General features: G+C 59.8%; 15 protein-coding genes and 1 other RNA gene. 10 read left to right on the top strand and 6 right to left on the bottom strand.

The features are described from left to right. Positions 1 to 52 precede the first annotated feature (52 nt). From AB8B29_RS09580 to AB8B29_RS09570, 3 genes are all read right to left on the bottom strand, one after another. A complete protein-coding gene (locus tag AB8B29_RS09580) occupies positions 53 to 844 on the bottom strand; it encodes a glycoside hydrolase family 25 protein (protein WP_113119399.1) in 792 nt (263 codons plus the stop codon). A 214-nt stretch (positions 845 to 1,058) separates the two neighbouring features. Continuing rightward, positions 1,059 to 1,679: a class I SAM-dependent methyltransferase gene (locus AB8B29_RS09575; RefSeq protein WP_439006678.1), complete on the bottom strand. Its 621-nt coding sequence runs from the start codon at positions 1,677 to 1,679 to the stop codon at positions 1,059 to 1,061. A 50-nt stretch (positions 1,680 to 1,729) separates the two neighbouring features. Beyond that, positions 1,730 to 2,977, bottom strand: coding sequence for a DUF3419 family protein (locus tag AB8B29_RS09570; protein WP_113119397.1), 1,248 nt, complete (start codon positions 2,975 to 2,977; stop codon positions 1,730 to 1,732). Positions 2,978 to 3,169: 192 nt separating this feature from the next. On the opposite strand from AB8B29_RS09570, the gene AB8B29_RS09565 reads away from it, so the two are divergent. Then, positions 3,170 to 4,558 (top strand): serine hydrolase domain-containing protein, encoded by a 1,389-nt coding sequence (locus tag AB8B29_RS09565; protein ID WP_047558096.1) that lies wholly within the window; start codon positions 3,170 to 3,172, stop codon positions 4,556 to 4,558. 28 nt (positions 4,559 to 4,586) lie between these two features. On the opposite strand, the gene AB8B29_RS09560 is transcribed toward AB8B29_RS09565, so the two are convergent. From AB8B29_RS09560 to AB8B29_RS09550, 3 genes are all read right to left on the bottom strand, one after another. Continuing rightward, a complete protein-coding gene (locus tag AB8B29_RS09560; RefSeq protein ID WP_047558094.1) occupies positions 4,587 to 5,735 on the bottom strand; it encodes a transglycosylase SLT domain-containing protein in 1,149 nt (382 codons plus the stop codon). A 135-nt stretch (positions 5,736 to 5,870) separates the two neighbouring features. Then, positions 5,871 to 6,506, bottom strand: a complete 636-nt coding sequence (locus AB8B29_RS09555) for a LysE family translocator (RefSeq protein ID WP_034504243.1) — start codon at positions 6,504 to 6,506, stop codon at positions 5,871 to 5,873. A 100-nt stretch (positions 6,507 to 6,606) separates the two neighbouring features. After that, positions 6,607 to 7,818, bottom strand: coding sequence for a pyrophosphate--fructose-6-phosphate 1-phosphotransferase (locus tag AB8B29_RS09550; protein ID WP_037202750.1), 1,212 nt, complete (start codon positions 7,816 to 7,818; stop codon positions 6,607 to 6,609). Between the two features lie 264 nt (positions 7,819 to 8,082). Between AB8B29_RS09550 and AB8B29_RS09545 the strand changes: the two genes are divergently transcribed. From AB8B29_RS09545 to AB8B29_RS09505, 9 genes are all read left to right on the top strand, one after another. Then, positions 8,083 to 8,790: a J domain-containing protein gene (locus tag AB8B29_RS09545; protein WP_037202748.1), complete on the top strand. Its 708-nt coding sequence runs from the start codon at positions 8,083 to 8,085 to the stop codon at positions 8,788 to 8,790. Next, entirely contained in the window at positions 8,787 to 9,548 is a 762-nt protein-coding gene (locus AB8B29_RS09540; RefSeq protein ID WP_047558091.1) for an N-acetylmuramoyl-L-alanine amidase, read from the top strand. Before AB8B29_RS09545 ends, AB8B29_RS09540 begins: the two co-directional genes overlap by 4 nt. A 267-nt stretch (positions 9,549 to 9,815) precedes the next feature. After that, entirely contained in the window at positions 9,816 to 10,373 is a 558-nt protein-coding gene (locus AB8B29_RS09535; RefSeq protein WP_113119347.1) for a transglycosylase SLT domain-containing protein, read from the top strand. An 81-nt stretch (positions 10,374 to 10,454) separates the two neighbouring features. Continuing rightward, entirely contained in the window at positions 10,455 to 11,648 is a 1,194-nt protein-coding gene (locus AB8B29_RS09530; RefSeq protein ID WP_113119346.1) for an FAD-dependent oxidoreductase, read from the top strand. 67 nt (positions 11,649 to 11,715) lie between these two features. Then, positions 11,716 to 12,115: RNase P RNA component class A (gene rnpB / locus AB8B29_RS09525), an RNA gene on the top strand. 430 nt (positions 12,116 to 12,545) lie between these two features. Continuing rightward, on the top strand, positions 12,546 to 12,986 hold the full coding sequence (gene mraZ, locus AB8B29_RS09520) for a division/cell wall cluster transcriptional repressor MraZ (RefSeq protein ID WP_037202743.1): 441 nt from the start codon (positions 12,546 to 12,548) through the stop codon (positions 12,984 to 12,986). A 14-nt stretch (positions 12,987 to 13,000) separates the two neighbouring features. Beyond that, positions 13,001 to 14,026 carry a 16S rRNA (cytosine(1402)-N(4))-methyltransferase RsmH gene (gene rsmH / locus AB8B29_RS09515; protein ID WP_037202742.1) on the top strand — a complete coding sequence of 342 codons (1,026 nt, stop codon included), beginning with the start codon at positions 13,001 to 13,003 and terminating at the stop codon, positions 14,024 to 14,026. Position 14,027: 1 nt separating this feature from the next. Next, positions 14,028 to 14,552, top strand: a complete 525-nt coding sequence (gene ftsL, locus AB8B29_RS09510) for a cell division protein FtsL (RefSeq protein ID WP_037202741.1) — start codon at positions 14,028 to 14,030, stop codon at positions 14,550 to 14,552. Then, positions 14,552 to 16,306, top strand: coding sequence for a peptidoglycan D,D-transpeptidase FtsI family protein (locus AB8B29_RS09505; protein WP_037202740.1), 1,755 nt, complete (start codon positions 14,552 to 14,554; stop codon positions 16,304 to 16,306). The genes ftsL and AB8B29_RS09505 overlap by 1 nt, the downstream gene beginning before the upstream one ends. Positions 16,307 to 16,336 lie beyond the last annotated feature (30 nt).

The following is a 16,336-nucleotide window of genomic DNA, read 5'->3' as shown; positions in this document are numbered from 1 at the left end:
GGTCGCTTTCACAGAAGATTGTGACATAAGCAAGAGAGAAATAGCGTCAAACTCAAGAATTTCCTTGCTTCTGTACTGCCGCCACCCAGCTGTGCCAATTTTGCTCGGAACCGGCGAAGACATTGATATCCATCGGCCCTTTGATACCGGGGATAAGGCCGGTGGATGTATACTGCCAGAAGGCCCAGTCACGATTCGCGTAAATCTCCTTGGGATGCTTCGCGACCGAGCGGACCCAGAAGTGGTAATCCTTGAAATAACCAGCGAGATTTTCGCGGTGGAAGTCGACCGAGGTGTAGATGATCGGGCGCTTGCCGTAATAGGCTTCGAGGCGATCCAAGAAGCGCTTCATTTCCGTCCGCACCGTTTCAGGGGCCGGTCTCGTGCGGCAGGTCGGGGAACTGGGGTTCCATTCGACGTCGATGACCGGCGGAAGCATTGTGGCGTCCTTCGGTACGTTGCGGATGAACCAGTCCGCCTGATCGTCGGCAGTCGAGCAGAAATAATAGAAATGATAGGCTGTGTGAAGAAGTCCCGCAGCGGCAGCTTCGCGCCAATATTCGGTAAAGCGCGGATCGATGCGGTCCTTGCCTTCCGTCGCCTTGATAAAGGCAAAGGCCACGCCGGAAGACTTGACGGCCTGCCAATCGATATCGCCCTGGTACTTGGAAATATCGATGCCGTGGATGGGATGGCGGTCAGGATGGTCGCGGCCGAAATCCTGCGGCTTTGTATCGCTGAACCTGGTCTTGGGAAGCGACGCCGTCGAAAAAGCGTCGTAGCCCATCGTGCAGCCATTCAAAAAAAGGGCAAGCGGCATTAAGCACAACAGAAGCCGGCGCATGAGTATCCCGTTATGACGCGAGTGATCTGGCTGCCCCAAGACTTGGCTTCCGTATTGTGGTCCCCGAAAATCCAAAAGAGCGGCAGGCCAAGCTGCTGTCAGCCGACCTTGCCACTTTATTCACCATATCAACGTAAAAAATGCGTTATCTTCAAGCAAATTCTTATGCTTGAAGCACGATGGCACCGTATTTCTCGCCGAATTCCGCCGCCGCTTATGCGGCTTGCTTGGCGACGACGGCTCTCCAGGCGTAGCCACGACCGATCTTTTCGGTCTTGAGCGTCATGCCGCGCGCCTTTGCCTTTTCTTCCAGTACCGTCAGAAGATCGGCGCGGGGGGTGACGTGGAATTTCTTCAACCATCCTTTGAGAAGGGTCCGGAACCAGCCCGGCAGACCTTCCTGCTGGCCAAAATCGACGACGTGCAGTTCGCCACCGGGGGCGACTGCACCAAGCGATGCATCGATCGCGCTCGTCCAATCCGGGATCATCGACAACGCGTAGGAAACCATCACGCGGTCGAATCCGTCAGTGCCGAAATCGGTGGGAGAAAACGTGGTGGCGTCTGCAACGCGAAAATCCGGCATCTGCCTCAGGCCGCGAAAATTGTTGCGCGCCGAAATCAGCATCTCCTGCGAGATATCAAGGCCATAAAGCTTCGCGGAAGGGAAATGCCGGTAGGCCAGCAGCATGTTACGGCCCGTACCGCAGCCCACTTCCAGCAATGAGCCACCCGGGGGCACGTTAAGCTGCTCAATCGTGCGGTCGCGCCCGAAGAGGTAGTATTTGCGGGTCAGATCGTAGATATGCCGCTGATAACGGTACATGCCGTCCATCAGCCTTGCATGATTGTTCGAGCCGGTTTCCGTGCCCGTATCCGCCTGGCTCACGCTTTTTTCCCGTAAATGTGGAAGCCGCCATAGATCGCCGAACGATCCTGGGCATTGAGCTCCTGCGAACGCTCCTCGAAATAGACCCACTGATCGCGGATGGCCGGTGACAGGCGGCCCTCGATGATGCTCTTTTCCGCAGCCGTGCGGAAAATGACGCGAGCGCCTTCGCGCGCCGTGCGGGTGATTTCCGCCCAAAGGCCGTTGAGCTGCTCATCGGTCATCCAATCCTGCGCGTCGAGCAAGACGTAACGATCGCGGGAGGCTGCCGGCTTGGAGGCCAGGAGTTCGGTGAAGTTGGCGTGATGGACATCGACGCGGTCGGCATTGGCGCGGATTGCGGCATAATGCTCCGGCTTCAGGTAGGTGGGCAGGGGACCCTGATGCTGGCCGGCGTAGCGGCGCGCGAAGGCTTGCCACGCAAAATAGTTATCCCGCATCGGGAAGTGGCATGCCAGCTTTTCCAAGCGGTGCTTCAATACAGCAGAAATCGAATCATCGCCGGCAAGGCTTGCAAGCTCATCATATTGCTGGGGCGGAATGCCGAGACCGAAGAGCGAGCTCTTGCGACCGAGCAACCAGCGAACCGCCGGCCTGTCGAAGATCGGGGCGATCTCGTTTTCGAAGAACTGGCGCTGCTCGCGGAGAGTGCGGGCTTCCGTCATCCCGGCGAGGCGCACGCCGTGCAGGCGCGCCAGCACATGCGCGGCACCGATGAAGCGGCCGAGGAGACCGGTCTTGTAAATGTTACGATTGAAGACCGTGACGCGGCGACGACCATACATGTCGCGGCCACCCCAATAGGAAGCGGTAGCTTCGTCCAGCCGCGGCGCGATAAACTGGTCGTAGGCCTCGCTGTTGGCGGCAACGCCTGGCGTGCCGAAGAAACGCACCAGATCCACATGGCCGGGCAGCAGCCGGAAAGCGGCCAGCTTCAGCTTGTTCAAAGCAATGTGGTGGCGGTTGAGATCGACCACATCGATCGAGGAAGGGTTCTGCGAAAGGTAGGCGAGCATATTGCAGCCGCCAGAGCCGATGGTAACGATGCGGTGATGTGGCTGGAGTTCCATCGCCTCCATGTCGACATCCGGATCCTCCCAGATCTGCGGATAGACAAGACCGGAAAACAGCATGCCGAAGAGGCGCTCCGAAAGGCCGGCCTTGGACAACGCCTTATGTTGCAGCAGAGCGTCCTTGAGTTTCCGGTTCTTTTGGAGACCGGCGTCTGGGGCGAATTCCGTCATCTGAGTCTTGTCACCAATTTGTCAGGGTTCAGCGCGTTTAACCCGGCAATGCTACAGTCTGATGACGCGGGCTGTTGGCAGATTCGGTCGAGATATGGCCCTGCACATATTTGAGTGGCGGCAGCGACGATAGCTCTTTCATCTTGCTGCGTTTCCTGCTTGTCTCCGCCTACCTTTTGGAGGGTATGTGACATGCGTTTGATATCGAGAGTGATCGGAGCATTTGTTGTTTTGCTGCTGATCATTGTCGCAGGCGGAGCCGTCTGGCTCTCTGTTTACCCGCCGGAATTGCTCAGGGTCGGCGATGGCTATGCCGCCAAGATGGTGTGTTCCAACACGTTTGTCGCCAAACGGGACCCGGATCAGGTGCTGGCGGATGACGTGCAGGCACCGGGCAATCCGGCGTTGAAGCTTATCCATGTTTCGGTCGACCGCGACGAAGGCGTCGTCAGAGCGCGCTTCCTTGGAATGTTTGCGCCTAATTATGCGCTCTATCGCGGTGCGCTCGGCTGCACGACGGTGCCCGATGGCGATCTCCAGGCAGCACGCGGCGCGGTCTTCCTGAACAAGCTGAAGACGCCGAAGAGCGATGCGTTCTGGCCTGATGGCAATACGGTCACGCTCGGTTCGGGTGAGCAAGACGCCAAGTTTGCTAAGCTGGTGGCAAACCCGGATCTTGCCGGGCCAGCGATGCGCGCCGTTGTCGTCGTCAAAGACGGGCATATCGTAGCCGAGGCCTATGGCGACGGTTTCAACGAGGGAACGCCCCTGATTGGCTGGTCTATGACAAAGACAGTCAACGCCGCCATCATCGGCCGCCTCATGTTGGCCGGCCGCATGTCTTTCGACGACCAAAATCTCCTGCCGCAATGGAGTGGCGATGCGCGCAAGAATATCAAGCTCAGCGACCTTCTCGCCATGGAAAGCGGTCTTGCCTTCAACGAGGCCTATGGCGACGTATCGGACGTGACCCGCATGCTTTATCTCGAGCCGGACACGACCAGCATCGTGGCCAATGCGCGCCAGGTGGCCGCGCCTGGAGAACGCTTCAACTATTCCAGCGGTACGGCAACGCTACTCTCAAGGCTCTGGATGAACCGGCTGCCGAACCTGAGTGCGGCCATATCCTATCCGCGCGAGGCGCTTTTCGGGCCGCTTGGCATGCACAGTGCGGTGCTCGAGGCAGATGAGCGCGGCACCTATGTCGGCAGTTCCTATCTCTACGCCACCGCTCGCGATTGGGCGCGCTTCGGGCAATTCCTGCTCCAGGATGGCGTCTGGAAAGGACAGCGCTTGTTGCCGGAGGGCTTTGTGGGGGCCATGCGCACGCCGACGACGGCTTCGGAAGGGGTGTATTCGCAAGTTCAGGCCTGGCTCGCCGGTCCCGGCGGTTCGAACGCGCAATTCGGCTTGCCCCCTGATACTTTCTGGATGAGTGGTCACGATGGCCAGACTGTTGCCATCGTTCCTTCGGCCAATCTTGTTGTGGTGCGGATGGGATTGACGCCGGCCTGGGCGGATTACAGGCCGCAAATTCTGCTCAAGCGGATCCTGGATGCAACAAAGCCGGCCACAAACTAGGCCGGCTTTCTAAAGCTTCCTTGAGAAATCAATAGTCGCCGTTGGCGACGCTGGACAGGCCCTTGCGTTTGGCATCGTAGTAATAGCCGCGGGCATAGAGCTGCACGGCATTCGTTTCTTTGTTTTCGGCCTTGCTGTCTGCTGTCATCCACGCACCACGCAGATATTTGGCGGCGTATTTGATATTGGTCTCGGCATCGAGCAGGCCTGAGGGAGGGCCTTCATAGCCCATCGACTTGGCCGTGTTGTATTTGATCTGCATGAGACCGAAATATCCGGCCCGATTATAGGCTTTCGGATTGTAACGGCTCTCGCGGTGGACAACGCGATGGATCAGCGATTCCGGGATCTCGTAGATCTTGGCGTACTTCTGAATGAGCCTCGAAACGTAGCTTTTTTCAGCGGCGGGAACATCGGAATCATAACTCGGGCTGGTCAAGACAGCCGTAACGACCGTGGGGCCGGTGGTGTCGAAGTTGAAATCGTAATGCATGCGGTTATCCGCATAGCGCGGCAGGCCCATCTGCGCCGGCGAAACGAAGGCGACTTCCGTCGCGGGGCGGGAATCGGGGCGGGGCATCGGCACTGGGGCCTGGATGGCGGCGACGTCCGAGGTCATCGGAATGGTTGCCGCCGCATCAGCGACCGAACTCGAGACCGGCGTGAGTGCCGCGTCGCCGGGGCGCGCCGGATTGGGTATCGGGATTGCGACCACGGAGGGTATGAGCGGCACGTCCGATGCGGCATAGGCGGCTGCGGTCGAGGTGCTGGTGGCAGGCATGCCTGTAGCCGCCGCAATGGCCACCGTTCCCTGGCTCGGTGCGTTCGCGGTTGCCGCCGGAGCACCGAAGCGAGCCTGAGCGGCGTCGATCTGCTGCTGGTTGACCGCACCCGCCGTTACACGGCCGGATTTTGCCAAGGTTGCCTGCTGCGGTTCATTCGATACGGGAACCGTCGAAGATGCAGGAGCGGCTGAAGCCATCGCAACGCCGCCCGTGGACGAGGCAACGCCAGTTGCGGTCGGGGCCGTATTCGGATGCGGCACGTTGGTGTGTGCCGACGGGAGTTCTGCCTGAGACGCCTGCTGCTGAGTGCTTGCGCACCCCGCAAGAGCGCCGCACATCATTGCCGACAAGGCAACGCTGCGCTTCAGGCTGGGAAATCCGATCGCTACCATTCTGTCACTTTCGAAAAAACCAAACCTAATTTGCGATGCAAATCGGCCACAGGACCGCACAATTCGGCCACAGGATCGATAAAATTATGAATCCCCATTAACCTATCCGTGATCGCGCCGCAACCCTGGACGGCGTCAAGCGGCCATCCGGCGGTATCCGGCGGTCACAGCACCCGCGGCAATCAACAGGGTTCCGCCTGTGCGGTTGACGGCGCGTTGCACGCTTGCCTTGCGGATAAACCCGCGCGCCATGTCGGCGACGAAGACGTAAAGCAGCGAATTCAATGCGGCGAGAGTGAGGAAAGTTGCCTCCAAAATAAGCGTTTGCTCAAGGAAAGGCTTCGACATGTCGAGAAACTGCGGCACGAAAGCGATGAAGAAAACGATGCTCTTCGGGTTGAGGGCGGTTACAACGTAAGCGTGCAACATGATCTTTAACGGCTTCTCCTCGGGGAGATTGTCGTTATCGCCCATCGGGCCGGTCACGATCGGGGCTCGCCAGAGCTTGATTCCGAGGAAGACGAGATAAGCCGCGCCGATCAGCTTAAGAATCGTGAACAGCGATGCGGATGCGGCGAGAATGGCGCCAAGGCCCGCGAGCGAGGCGGTCATCGCCGTGAAGTCGCCAAGCGTCACGCCCGTTACGGTCGCCAGCGCCGTTTTGCGACCGTGACCGAGGGCATAGGAGATGACAAGGAGAATGGTCGGCCCCGGTATGGCCAGCATGATGCAGGATGTGGCGGCGAAAGCGAGCCAGGTTTCGATGGACATGGAATCCTCCTCTATTCCTTTTTCGCCGCCAGCAAAGACATCGGATTTACGATCCGTCAATCCGCTTGATCATCGATCAGGCCGCTTGATCGCCGATCAATCAGGCTTGCGTGTATTTCTGCCCGATGTGGTCCATCACGTCGGCGAACCACGGCTGCGAGAGATCGAATGCCTTGCCGCCCTTGATTCGGGGGAATTCGATGACGCGCAGCTTGCCGCCCTGGCCTTCGTCGTGGCCGGTGACGCCGGATACCTTGTTGAGTGCATTTTCCACCGCGAGATCGACCATGCCCTGGATAAGGCGAAGATCTTCGCCGTTTGCCGGCGCGGAGCGGGCGAAATAACCCGATTTCTGTACCATCGAGCGCTCGGCGCCGATGATCGAGGCAAACTGCTTCTGGAACCAGCCGCCGACATTGATGGTGTCGATCTTCACATGGCCGAAGGCGTCGCGCTTGATGCTTTCACCTGCGGCTTCGCGCTCGGCGACGATGGCGTCGAGGGCCGCACCTTCCGATACGAACAGCGTCACCTGGCCGGTCTTTTCCATGATGGAACGAAGGCGCTCGCCTTCGGCTTCGATGTCGAAGGCCATCTCAGGCAAATAGAGGCCGTCGATGCTCTTCATCTCGGCATTCATCATGAAGCCGTCGATATATTCGTTGGCAGCGGTCTTTTGAATATAGGCGCGGGCAGTGGCCGCCGTCAGCCAGCCACAGTGCCGTCCCATGACCTCGTGGATGACGAGGGTGCGCGGTGCGGCGGTCTGTTCGTTGCTGACATTGTCGAAGAAATGCGCCCCGACCTCGGCTGCCGTCCAGGCGCCGAGAGACTGGCGGATCGGCACGACGTCGTTGTCGACCGTTTTCGGCAGGCCGACGACGGTCAGGTCGTAGCCGTTGGCCCCGAGATAGGCGGCAAGATCGGCGGCCGTGGTGTTCGTATCGTCGCCGCCGATCGTGTGAAGAATGGTGACGCCATCGGAGGCGAGACGCTCGGCTGCGACGCGCAGCGGGTTTTCACCTTCCTTGACCAGGCCGCGCTTGACGCAGTCGGCGGCATTGGTGAGCTTTACGCGGCTGTTGCCGATCGGAGAGCCGCCGTAACGATGCAACAGGTGCGCACGCTCGCGCATGGCCGGCGTCACCCCGATGCTGTCAGCCAGCAGAACCCCCTGGTAGCCAGACCGATAGGCGATGATGTCGAGATCGGGCGCCACGTCGGTATAGCGCTGGATCAGCCCGCCAACGGCGGAAGAAAGACAGGGCGCCAATCCACCGGCAGTGAGCATTGCGACTTTCTGTTTGGCCATGGAGATCCTCCTTGCAGTCAAGCTGCTTCATTTCAATGGTTGCGGTGGGAATGGATGCGACAGGCGTGCATGGCTGTAAAGTAAAGAATTTAAGAAACGCGCGCTTTATCTGCTCGCGAACGCGCGGTCGGATGCGGTTTGGAACACGCCATCATTACCAAATTGTGAAAAGTGTTTTCCGCCTTGCGACGAATGGACTGCTTGCAATGGCAGGCATTATTTGGTCAAGGTATTCTACTGTCTATGAGAGCCGTCGGGACCAATATGTCGTTTTGGGAAAAATTGCTGAATGCTATCGGTGGCACCGCTGGCAATGCCCTGTCGGCAGTGGTCGAGGCTATTCGAACCTTGTTCGAGGGCGATCCGGAAACCCGCCGCAAAGTGGCGTTTTCCGTCGCGATAATCGCCCTTTCCGCCAAGATGGCGAAGGCTGACGGCATTGTGACCGAAAACGAGGTCAACGCGTTCCGCGAGATCTTCGAGTTTCCGCCGGATCAGGCCAAGAACGTCGCTCGTCTCTACAATCTGGCACGGCAGGATGTGGCGGGCTACGAAGCCTACGCGGAGCGGCTCTCGTCGCTTTGCGTGACCTGCACCAAGAATTGCCCTGTTTTGGAAGACGTGCTCGACGGCCTGTTTCACATTGCCAAGGCTGACGGGCTGATCCACGAAAAGGAAATGGCCTTCCTGCAACATGTGGCCGAGATATTCCATATGAGCGAGGAACGGTTCGATCAGATCATGGCGCGCCATGTGAGCGGTGGACGCGACCCCTACAAGATACTCGGCGTATCGCGCCATGATGATTTCCCGACGATCCGCCGCCGGTATCACGGCCTTGTCTATGAGAACCATCCTGACCGTCTCGTCTCGCGCGGTGTGCCGGAGGAGTTCCACCTCATCGCCAACGAGCGTATGGCCGCTCTAAACGCCGCTTACGCTGAAATCGAGAAAGAACGCCGCGCCGCATGAATGCCTTTCCGGCCGATTTCGCTCGCGCCATGGTGCAGCCTTCGCCGAATCACGGCGAGCGGCGGGATGGGCGCAAACCGGACATGATCCTTCTGCACTACACCGGCATGGGTACGGCCGAGGGCGCGCTGGACTGGCTCTGTCGCGCGGAGAGCCAGGTATCCAGCCATTATTTCGTCTTCGAGGACGGGCGGGTCATTCAGCTCGTGCCGGAGGAGCGCCGTGCCTGGCATGCGGGGAAGAGCACCTGGCACAATGAGGCCGATATCAATTCACTGTCGATCGGTATTGAAATAGCCAACGCCGGCCATCCCGGAGGGCTGCCGGATTTCCCCGATGCGCAGATCGAAGCGGTCATCGAACTGTGTCGTGATTGCGGCCAACGCTGGGCAATCGCACCCGAGCGGGTGCTCGGACACTCCGATGTAGCCCCCGTGCGCAAGGTCGATCCGGGCGAGAAATTCCCCTGGGCCCGGCTCGCCGCTGAGGGCGTCGGGCACTGGGTTGAGCCGGCTGCGATTACCGGCGGCCGATTTTTCCAGAAGGGGGATGTGGGCCAGCCGATCGAAGCACTGCAATCCATGCTCTCGCTCTATGGCTATAAAACTGAAATCACTGGTGAATTCTCGGAAAGGCTGAAGGGAGACGTCGAGGCTTTCCAGCGCCATTTCCGCCCGCAGCGTGTGGATGGCATCGCCGATTTTTCCACGATCGATACGCTCCATCGTCTTCTGTCCGCGCTGCCTCGCTTTTCATAGAAAGGTGAGGGGTGCTGGCCATCTTTATAGCCGGCTATCAGTGCGAAAAAGCGTAACCCCCTGCTGCGCCACATCATTTCCCTATTATCTCCGCATTGCACTGGTCTAACGACGCTCGCTGAACGGCGGTCGCGCAGTTTGGTTTTGTGTGTCGCGCGGCCGTAGACGACTAATGGGGACTGTGCACTCCGGCGGCTCTTTTTGCCTCCAGCCGGACATGACGGCTTGAGGCCGTCCGCGGTCCCGCGCCTGGAGACAAAAGACTGCATGAAAAATTTAATTGTTGCGGCTGTAGCATGCGTGGGCGTGCTGCTGGCGGGGTATGATTGCGCCTTTGCGGGTCAGCGGGGCGAGAAAAGTCAAACGGTTCCTTTGAAGATCGCTTATCGTACCACCGGCTATCCGGTGCCGAACGTTCCCGCCGAATTACGTGACGCTGAAAATGCCTTTGTGCGGCAGAATCGCTATTCCGATCTCATTGCCAAATATGCAAAGCAGAACGGCGTGCCGGTGCAACTGGCAACTGCCGTCGTTCAGATCGAAAGCAATTTCAATCCGAAAACGCGGGGGAGTGCCGGGGAAATCGGCCTGATGCAGATCAAGCCGGCAACGGCCCGACTGATGGGGTACGCCGGCCGGGCCAAGGGGCTTTTCGATCCCGAAACGAACATCAAGTTCGGTATGAAATACCTTGCCATGGCTCAGGATCTCGGCGGCGGGCAGACCTGCAATACCATTCTCAAATACAATGCCGGCCATGGCGCGACGCGCATGAACCCGGTCTCGAAGCGCTATTGCGGCAAGGTGCTGGCGCTTTTGGACTGACAGCCGTCCACTGAGCATTTGCGGGTGGGGCTGAATCGCTTTCCATGCTATCGAATCCGCTGTTATTTGAGAGGGCGTAGCATGGCAGCGGATTTCAGGTTCATCGTCGTCGGCCGGGGAATGATGGGGGCGGCTGCCGCCCGTCATCTCGCCGGGCAAACGGATGGCATTGCCGTCATCGGGCCGGATGAACCCGAGGACCGCACCAGCCATCAGGGTGTCTTCGGCAGTCACTACGACGAGGGCCGTATTACCCGTACGATCGACCCCGATACCGATTGGGCTCGCCTCGCCAACCGCTCGATCAGCCGCTACGCGGAAATCGAACGGGATAGCGGTATCCAGTTCTATGCACCTGTCGGCTGCCTGGTCGCAGGCCCGAAGCGCGGCGGCGATAGCGGCTATGTCGGCGACGTGGTGGATGCGGCGGAGCGGCTAGGTGTTCAGGCCGACATTCTCGACGATGCCGGGCTCAAGACGAAGTTTCCGTTCTTCTCTTTCGCATCGGGAAGCGAAGGCGTCTATGAGGCGCGCGGGGCCGGCCATATCAGCCCACGGCGGCTGGTGAAAGCGCAGTCGTTGCTGGCGGAAAAGGCGGGAGCGCGGGTGATCAAACAGACCGCCCTGTCGATCCGTGATGAGGGCGGCCTGGCAGTTGTCACGACCGCCGAAGGTGAGACGTTCAGCGCCGAGAAGATCCTGTTGGCCGCAGGCGGATTCTCCATTGCCGAGAATCTGTTGCCGCGACCGGTTGAGATGAAGGTTTATGGCCGCACCGTCACCTTTTTCGAGGTCAGCGAGGCCGAAGCCGGGGCTCTTTCCGGCATGCCGTCACTGATATCTGTAGCGCTTGATGACGTGGACAGCATCTATATGCTGCCGCCGATCCGCTACCCGGACGGCAAATACTACATCAAGATCGGCGGCGATCCCGACGACCTTCAATTCGAGAGCGAACCGGAACTCCGGGCCTGGTTCCGCACCGCCGGCCGCGACAAGGCGCGCGAACATCTGGTGCGGAGATTCCACGATCTCGTTCCCAGCGTGGCCCGCCCGCCGGCCTTCACCAATTCCTGCGCCGTCTCCTATTCTCCGTCAGGCTATCCGATGATCGGCTACACCTCTTCGCCGCGCGTCGCGGTACTGACCGGCGGCTGCGGCACAGCTGCCAAGAGCTCGGACGAGATCGGCCGGCTGGGAGCGGAACTGCTGCTCGCGGGTCGAATCAAGGATGAAGGCTACAGCACGGATTTCTCTGCGCATTTCCGCAGCTAGCATTGGACGGAAACCGGGCCGCATATTTAGGTGGCAATTGCCTGAAGTCTCAGTTAATGAGCCAGTGCCAGTTGGCTGGGCAGCCGCGCTTCATCAATGCCGAAAGGCGATGAGGTGAGGAAAGTCCGGGCTCCACGGAAACACGGTGCCGGATAACGTCCGGCGAGGGCAACCTCAGGGAAAGTGCCACAGAAAGCAAACCGCCCGGTCTCAGGATCGGGTAAGGGTGAAAGGGTGGGGTAAGAGCCCACCGCGTCTCTGGAAACAGCGACGGCACGGAAAACCCCACCGGGAGCAAAACCGAATAGGGATGACGCGGAACGCGCAAGCGCTCCAGCCTGTTTCCGGGCCGGTCATCCGGGTGGGTTGCAAGAGGCGTCGCGCAAGCGCCGTCCCAGATGAATGGCTGCCACGTTCCGGCCTCGGCCGGAGCCATACAGAACCCGGCTTACAGGCCAACTGGCAAATCATCGCCCCTTTTTTCGGATGGGCCTTTTCGCTCTCCGCAAATAATTTCGAGGGCCGCCGGACGCCCCGGTTCCCCGGGGTTTCCGGTCATCGCGGGCGAGCGTTTTCGCTTGTGAAAACAATCCGTTTCGGGGCGCCCGCTGAAGGCGATCCTAACCTTTCGTTAAACTTAACGGCTTATGAATATTCAGGGTGTGGCCGCGCCCGATGCGGCTTCATCCCATTGACGCCCATATGGTCCCATGGTATCCCAAAACAACACTGCAAACGGGCAAATCAGAGCCCAATCATCGCAAAGCCGGGATTGCCCTCATCAGGGGGGTGTCGAAGGGGCGTTGGCTCTTTCGGCTTGCGAAGCTGTGTCCGATTTTGGCTGTGTCCGTGAGTGCGTGATTGCTTGCGGATCATGGGGGACGGGTGTTTCGCGTCATGAACCGCTTCCTGTCGAATGCGACCAACCGGATCGATGTCAAGGGGCGGGTTTCCGTGCCGGCGGCATTCCGTTCCGTGCTGGCCGAGCGCAATATCCAGGAGCTGTATTGCTTCCAGGATTTTGTGTTTCCGGCGATCAGCGTCGGCGGCCTCGATCTGCTCGATCGATTCGAGCGGCAGATTGCGGCGGACGATCCTTTTTCGCCGGCGGCGAACCAGATGTCGCTCCTGATTCACGGGGGCGGGGTCTTTATGAAGCTCGATGCCGAGGGGCGGCTGATGATCACGGATTTCATCCGCGACTTCACCGGCATTACTGGCGAAGTGACTTTCGTCGGGCGGGCGGATCATTTTCAATTGTGGCGACCGGAGGCTTTTCAGGCCTTGCAGGCGCAGGCACGAGAGGAGCGCAGGCTGGCGGGCAGGCGCTCGGAATAGAGCGGGGAAACGGAATGGTGGCGAATTCAGGCGGAGGTTTGACTGATGCCGGTGGCGGACCAGTTCGTCACATTCCGGTTCTCCTTTCCGAAGTGCTCGAGGCGCTGGCGCCTGCGCCCGGCAAAGTTATCCTCGATGGAACGTTCGGGGCTGGCGGTTACACCTCGGCCATGCTTGCAGCCGGTGCCGATGTGATCGCGCTCGATCGTGATCCGACGGCGATTGCGGCGGGGCAGGCGATCGTTGAAGCCCATGCGGGGCACCTCAAGCTCATTCAATCGCAATTCTCCCAGCTTGCCGACCATGCGCCTGAGGGCGGCCTTGACGGGATCGTGCTCGATATCGGCGTATCCTCCATGCAGATCGACGAGGCCGAGCGCGGCTTTTCCTTCAATAAGAGTGGCCCGCTCGACATGCGCATGTCGGCAAGCGGCGTATCGGCGGCCGACGTCGTCAATCGCGCCAAGCTGGCGGACCTCATTCGCATCTTCGTCTTTCTGGGTGAGGAAAAACAGGCGCCACGCATCGCGCATGCGATTGAGAAGCGGCGTGCCGAAGCTCCCTTCGTGACCACCCGCGATCTGGCCGGCCTGATCGAGATCGTGACGCCGCGAAAGGCCAAGGACAAGATTCATCCCGCTACCCGCGTTTTCCAGGCGCTTCGCATCTTCGTCAACGACGAGCTTGGCGAGTTGGCTCAGGCGCTGTTCGCCGCCGAACGCGCGCTCAAGCCGGGTGGTCGGCTTGTCGTCGTGACCTTCCATTCCCTGGAAGACCGTATCGTCAAGAAATTCTTCGCCGATCGGTCCGGTCGTGCCGTGGGATCGCGCCACATGCCGATCGTGCATGAGCGGCCAGCAACCTTCGAGCCCATCGGCAAATCGATGGTGTCCGCCAGCGATGCGGAGGCGGAGGCCAATCCACGGGCCCGCTCGGCCAAGCTGCGCGCCGGTGTTCGCACCTCTGCACCCGCCGAGGCCGCCGATCTTTCGATCTTCGATCTGCCCAATCTCGCCAGTCTCGGAAAGCTCGGAGGTTGATATGCTGAAGACTTTTGACATCGTGCTGATCGGAGTCATGACGGCTATGGCCAGCGTGACCTATACGATCAAGCACCGAGCCGAGCTGAAGCTGGAAGAGGTTCACCGTCTCGAGTCCGAGATCAAGCTCGAGAAGGATACGATCGAGCTCCTCAAGGCGGACTGGGCACTGGTCTCGCAGCCGAATCGTCTCGAGCGTCTCGTCAACAACTACAGCAACGAGCTTCAGCTGCAGCCGACCCTCTCCACGGCCATCGTTCAGCCGAACGAGTTGCCGATGCTGCGCTCGCAGGTCCCGCCGCCGATAGTTGCGGATGCGAAAGACAGCACGAAGAGCGGCAAGGGAACCGGCTCCAAGGGCAATGTCGCTTCGGCCTCGAAGAACGGCGATACGACCGATGCCGAGATCAGGAAGGCCATCGCCGATGTGGCGGCCGCTCCGGCGCCACGGCCCAAGTCGCCGGCTTTGGCCAAGCGCAAAAAACCTGAAGTCGACAACATCGCAACGGGATCGGTGGACGAATAATGTCTTTTCTTTCTCGCATCATGATCTTGAAGAGCAAGGCGCACTTCTCCACCGACGGGAACAACCGCCCGAGCGACAGCTTCTCCCGTTCGACCTTCGAAGGGGCTCGCAAGCGTAAATCCAATCAAGCCAAAAGCCGCGTCGTTCTGCTGGTGACGAGCTTCATTGCCGTCTATTGCGTGATCGGCGGCCGTCTTGCCCAGTTCGCCATGACGCCGCCGGACACCACGTCGAGCATCCTGCCGCCGGATCGCCTGATGGCCTCGCGCCCGGATATCGTCGACCGCAACGGCGCCCTGCTTGCCACCGACATCCGTACCGTCTCGCTGTTTGCCGAGCCGAACAAGATCATCGATCCCGATGAGGCCGTCGAAGAATTGCGCACGGTCCTGCCGGATCTGGATACCAAGGGTACATACAAGAAGCTCGCCGCCAAGACCTCGCATTTTGCGTGGCTGCGCCGCCAGCTCACGCCGAAGCAACAGAGTCAGATTCTGGCGCTAGGCATTCCCGGCATCGGCTTCCGCCCCGAGAAGCGCCGCTTCTATCCGGGCGGCTCGACCGCCGCCCATATCCTCGGCTACGTCAATATCGACAACCGCGGCGTTGCCGGCATGGAGAAATATATCGACGATCAGGGTCTTGCCGACCTTGCCGCCGCCGGCATGACCAACGACCAGCCTCTGCAGCCGGTGAAGCTTTCGATCGACCTGCGTGTGCAGGGCATCGTCCGTGATGCGGTCGTCAACGCGGTCAAGAATTTTCAGGCGAAGGGCGCGGGCGCTGCCGTGATCGACATCCACACGGGCGAAGTGCTGGGCATGGCCTCGGCTCCCGACTTCGATCCGAACTATCCGAACGAAGGCGCGACCGAAGGATGGCTCAATCGCATGACGAACGGCACGTTCGAAATGGGATCGACCTTCAAGACCTTCACCATGGCGATGGCGCTCGATTCCGGCAAGGTGACGTTGCGTGATGCCTTCGACGCCACCAATCCGATCCGGATCGGCGGTTTCATCATCCACGACTTCCATGGTCAGCATCGCGTACTGACCGTTCCGGAAATTTTCCAGTATTCCTCGAACATTGGTACTGCGAAGATCGCCGATCTTGTCGGCATCGACCCGCACAAGGAATTCCTGACCCGCTTGGGTCTGCTCAACAAGATGGACACCGAACTGCCGGAAGTGAAGGCGCCGAGCCAGCCTCGCGTCTGGAAGAAGATCAACTCGATCACCATTTCCTTCGGCCACGGTGTCTCGACCACGCCGTTGCAGACAGCGGTTGCCGCATCAGCCCTCGTCAACGGTGGCAAGCTGATCGAGCCGACCTTCCTGCCGCGCACGCGTGACCAGGCCGATGCCATTGCCAAGATGGTCGTCAAGAAGAGCACCAGCGACGACATCCGTTTCCTGCTTGAATTCAACGGCACCAGGGGCTCCGGTCGCAACGCTCGCGTTCCCGGTTATAACGTCGGCAGCAAGACCGGCACAGCCGACAAGGTTGTTAACGGCCGCTATTCGAATACGTTGAATTTCAACAGCTTCCTGGCGGCGTTCCCGATCGATAATCCGCAATACATGGTCATGACCTTCATCGATGAGCCGAAGAGCGGTGAGCGAGGCGGCGGCACGATCTCGGCCTTTACGGCATTGCCGATCGCTCGCGACATCATCGCCAGGGCGGCGCCTATCCTTGGGGTGCAACCCAGCTTCGGAAAAGATAACTCGGCCTTGCTGGCGTCTTATTAAGCGTGAAAGAATACACGGGTCGATTCGCGA

This window comes from Rhizobium sp. 11_C7_N12_5 (assembly GCF_051811145.1).
Lineage (GTDB): Bacteria > Pseudomonadota > Alphaproteobacteria > Rhizobiales > Rhizobiaceae > Rhizobium > Rhizobium lusitanum.
Note: the sequence above shows the minus strand (reverse complement) of the source record. Positions and strands in the feature narration are given on the sequence as shown.

Excerpts from the sequence above, each read along its gene's own strand:
- AB8B29_RS09580 (WP_113119399.1), bottom strand. The coding sequence starts at position 844 with ATGCGCCGGCTTCTGTTGTGCTTAATGCCGCTTGCCCTTTTTTTGAAT.
- AB8B29_RS09530 (WP_113119346.1), top strand. The coding sequence starts at position 10,455 with ATGGCAGCGGATTTCAGGTTCATCGTCGTCGGCCGGGGAATGATGGGG.
- AB8B29_RS09575 (WP_439006678.1), bottom strand. The coding sequence starts at position 1,679 with ATGGACGGCATGTACCGTTATCAGCGGCATATCTACGATCTGACCCGC.
- ftsL (WP_037202741.1), top strand. The coding sequence starts at position 14,028 with ATGCTGAAGACTTTTGACATCGTGCTGATCGGAGTCATGACGGCTATG.
- AB8B29_RS09555 (WP_034504243.1), bottom strand. The coding sequence starts at position 6,506 with ATGTCCATCGAAACCTGGCTCGCTTTCGCCGCCACATCCTGCATCATG.
- rsmH (WP_037202742.1), top strand. The coding sequence starts at position 13,001 with ATGGTGGCGAATTCAGGCGGAGGTTTGACTGATGCCGGTGGCGGACCA.
- AB8B29_RS09570 (WP_113119397.1), bottom strand. The coding sequence starts at position 2,977 with ATGACGGAATTCGCCCCAGACGCCGGTCTCCAAAAGAACCGGAAACTC.
- AB8B29_RS09560 (WP_047558094.1), bottom strand. The coding sequence starts at position 5,735 with ATGGTAGCGATCGGATTTCCCAGCCTGAAGCGCAGCGTTGCCTTGTCG.
- AB8B29_RS09545 (WP_037202748.1), top strand. The coding sequence starts at position 8,083 with ATGTCGTTTTGGGAAAAATTGCTGAATGCTATCGGTGGCACCGCTGGC.
- mraZ (WP_037202743.1), top strand. The coding sequence starts at position 12,546 with ATGAACCGCTTCCTGTCGAATGCGACCAACCGGATCGATGTCAAGGGG.
- AB8B29_RS09505 (WP_037202740.1), top strand. The coding sequence starts at position 14,552 with ATGTCTTTTCTTTCTCGCATCATGATCTTGAAGAGCAAGGCGCACTTC.
- AB8B29_RS09565 (WP_047558096.1), top strand. The coding sequence starts at position 3,170 with ATGCGTTTGATATCGAGAGTGATCGGAGCATTTGTTGTTTTGCTGCTG.
- AB8B29_RS09535 (WP_113119347.1), top strand. The coding sequence starts at position 9,816 with ATGAAAAATTTAATTGTTGCGGCTGTAGCATGCGTGGGCGTGCTGCTG.
- AB8B29_RS09550 (WP_037202750.1), bottom strand. The coding sequence starts at position 7,818 with ATGGCCAAACAGAAAGTCGCAATGCTCACTGCCGGTGGATTGGCGCCC.
- AB8B29_RS09540 (WP_047558091.1), top strand. The coding sequence starts at position 8,787 with ATGAATGCCTTTCCGGCCGATTTCGCTCGCGCCATGGTGCAGCCTTCG.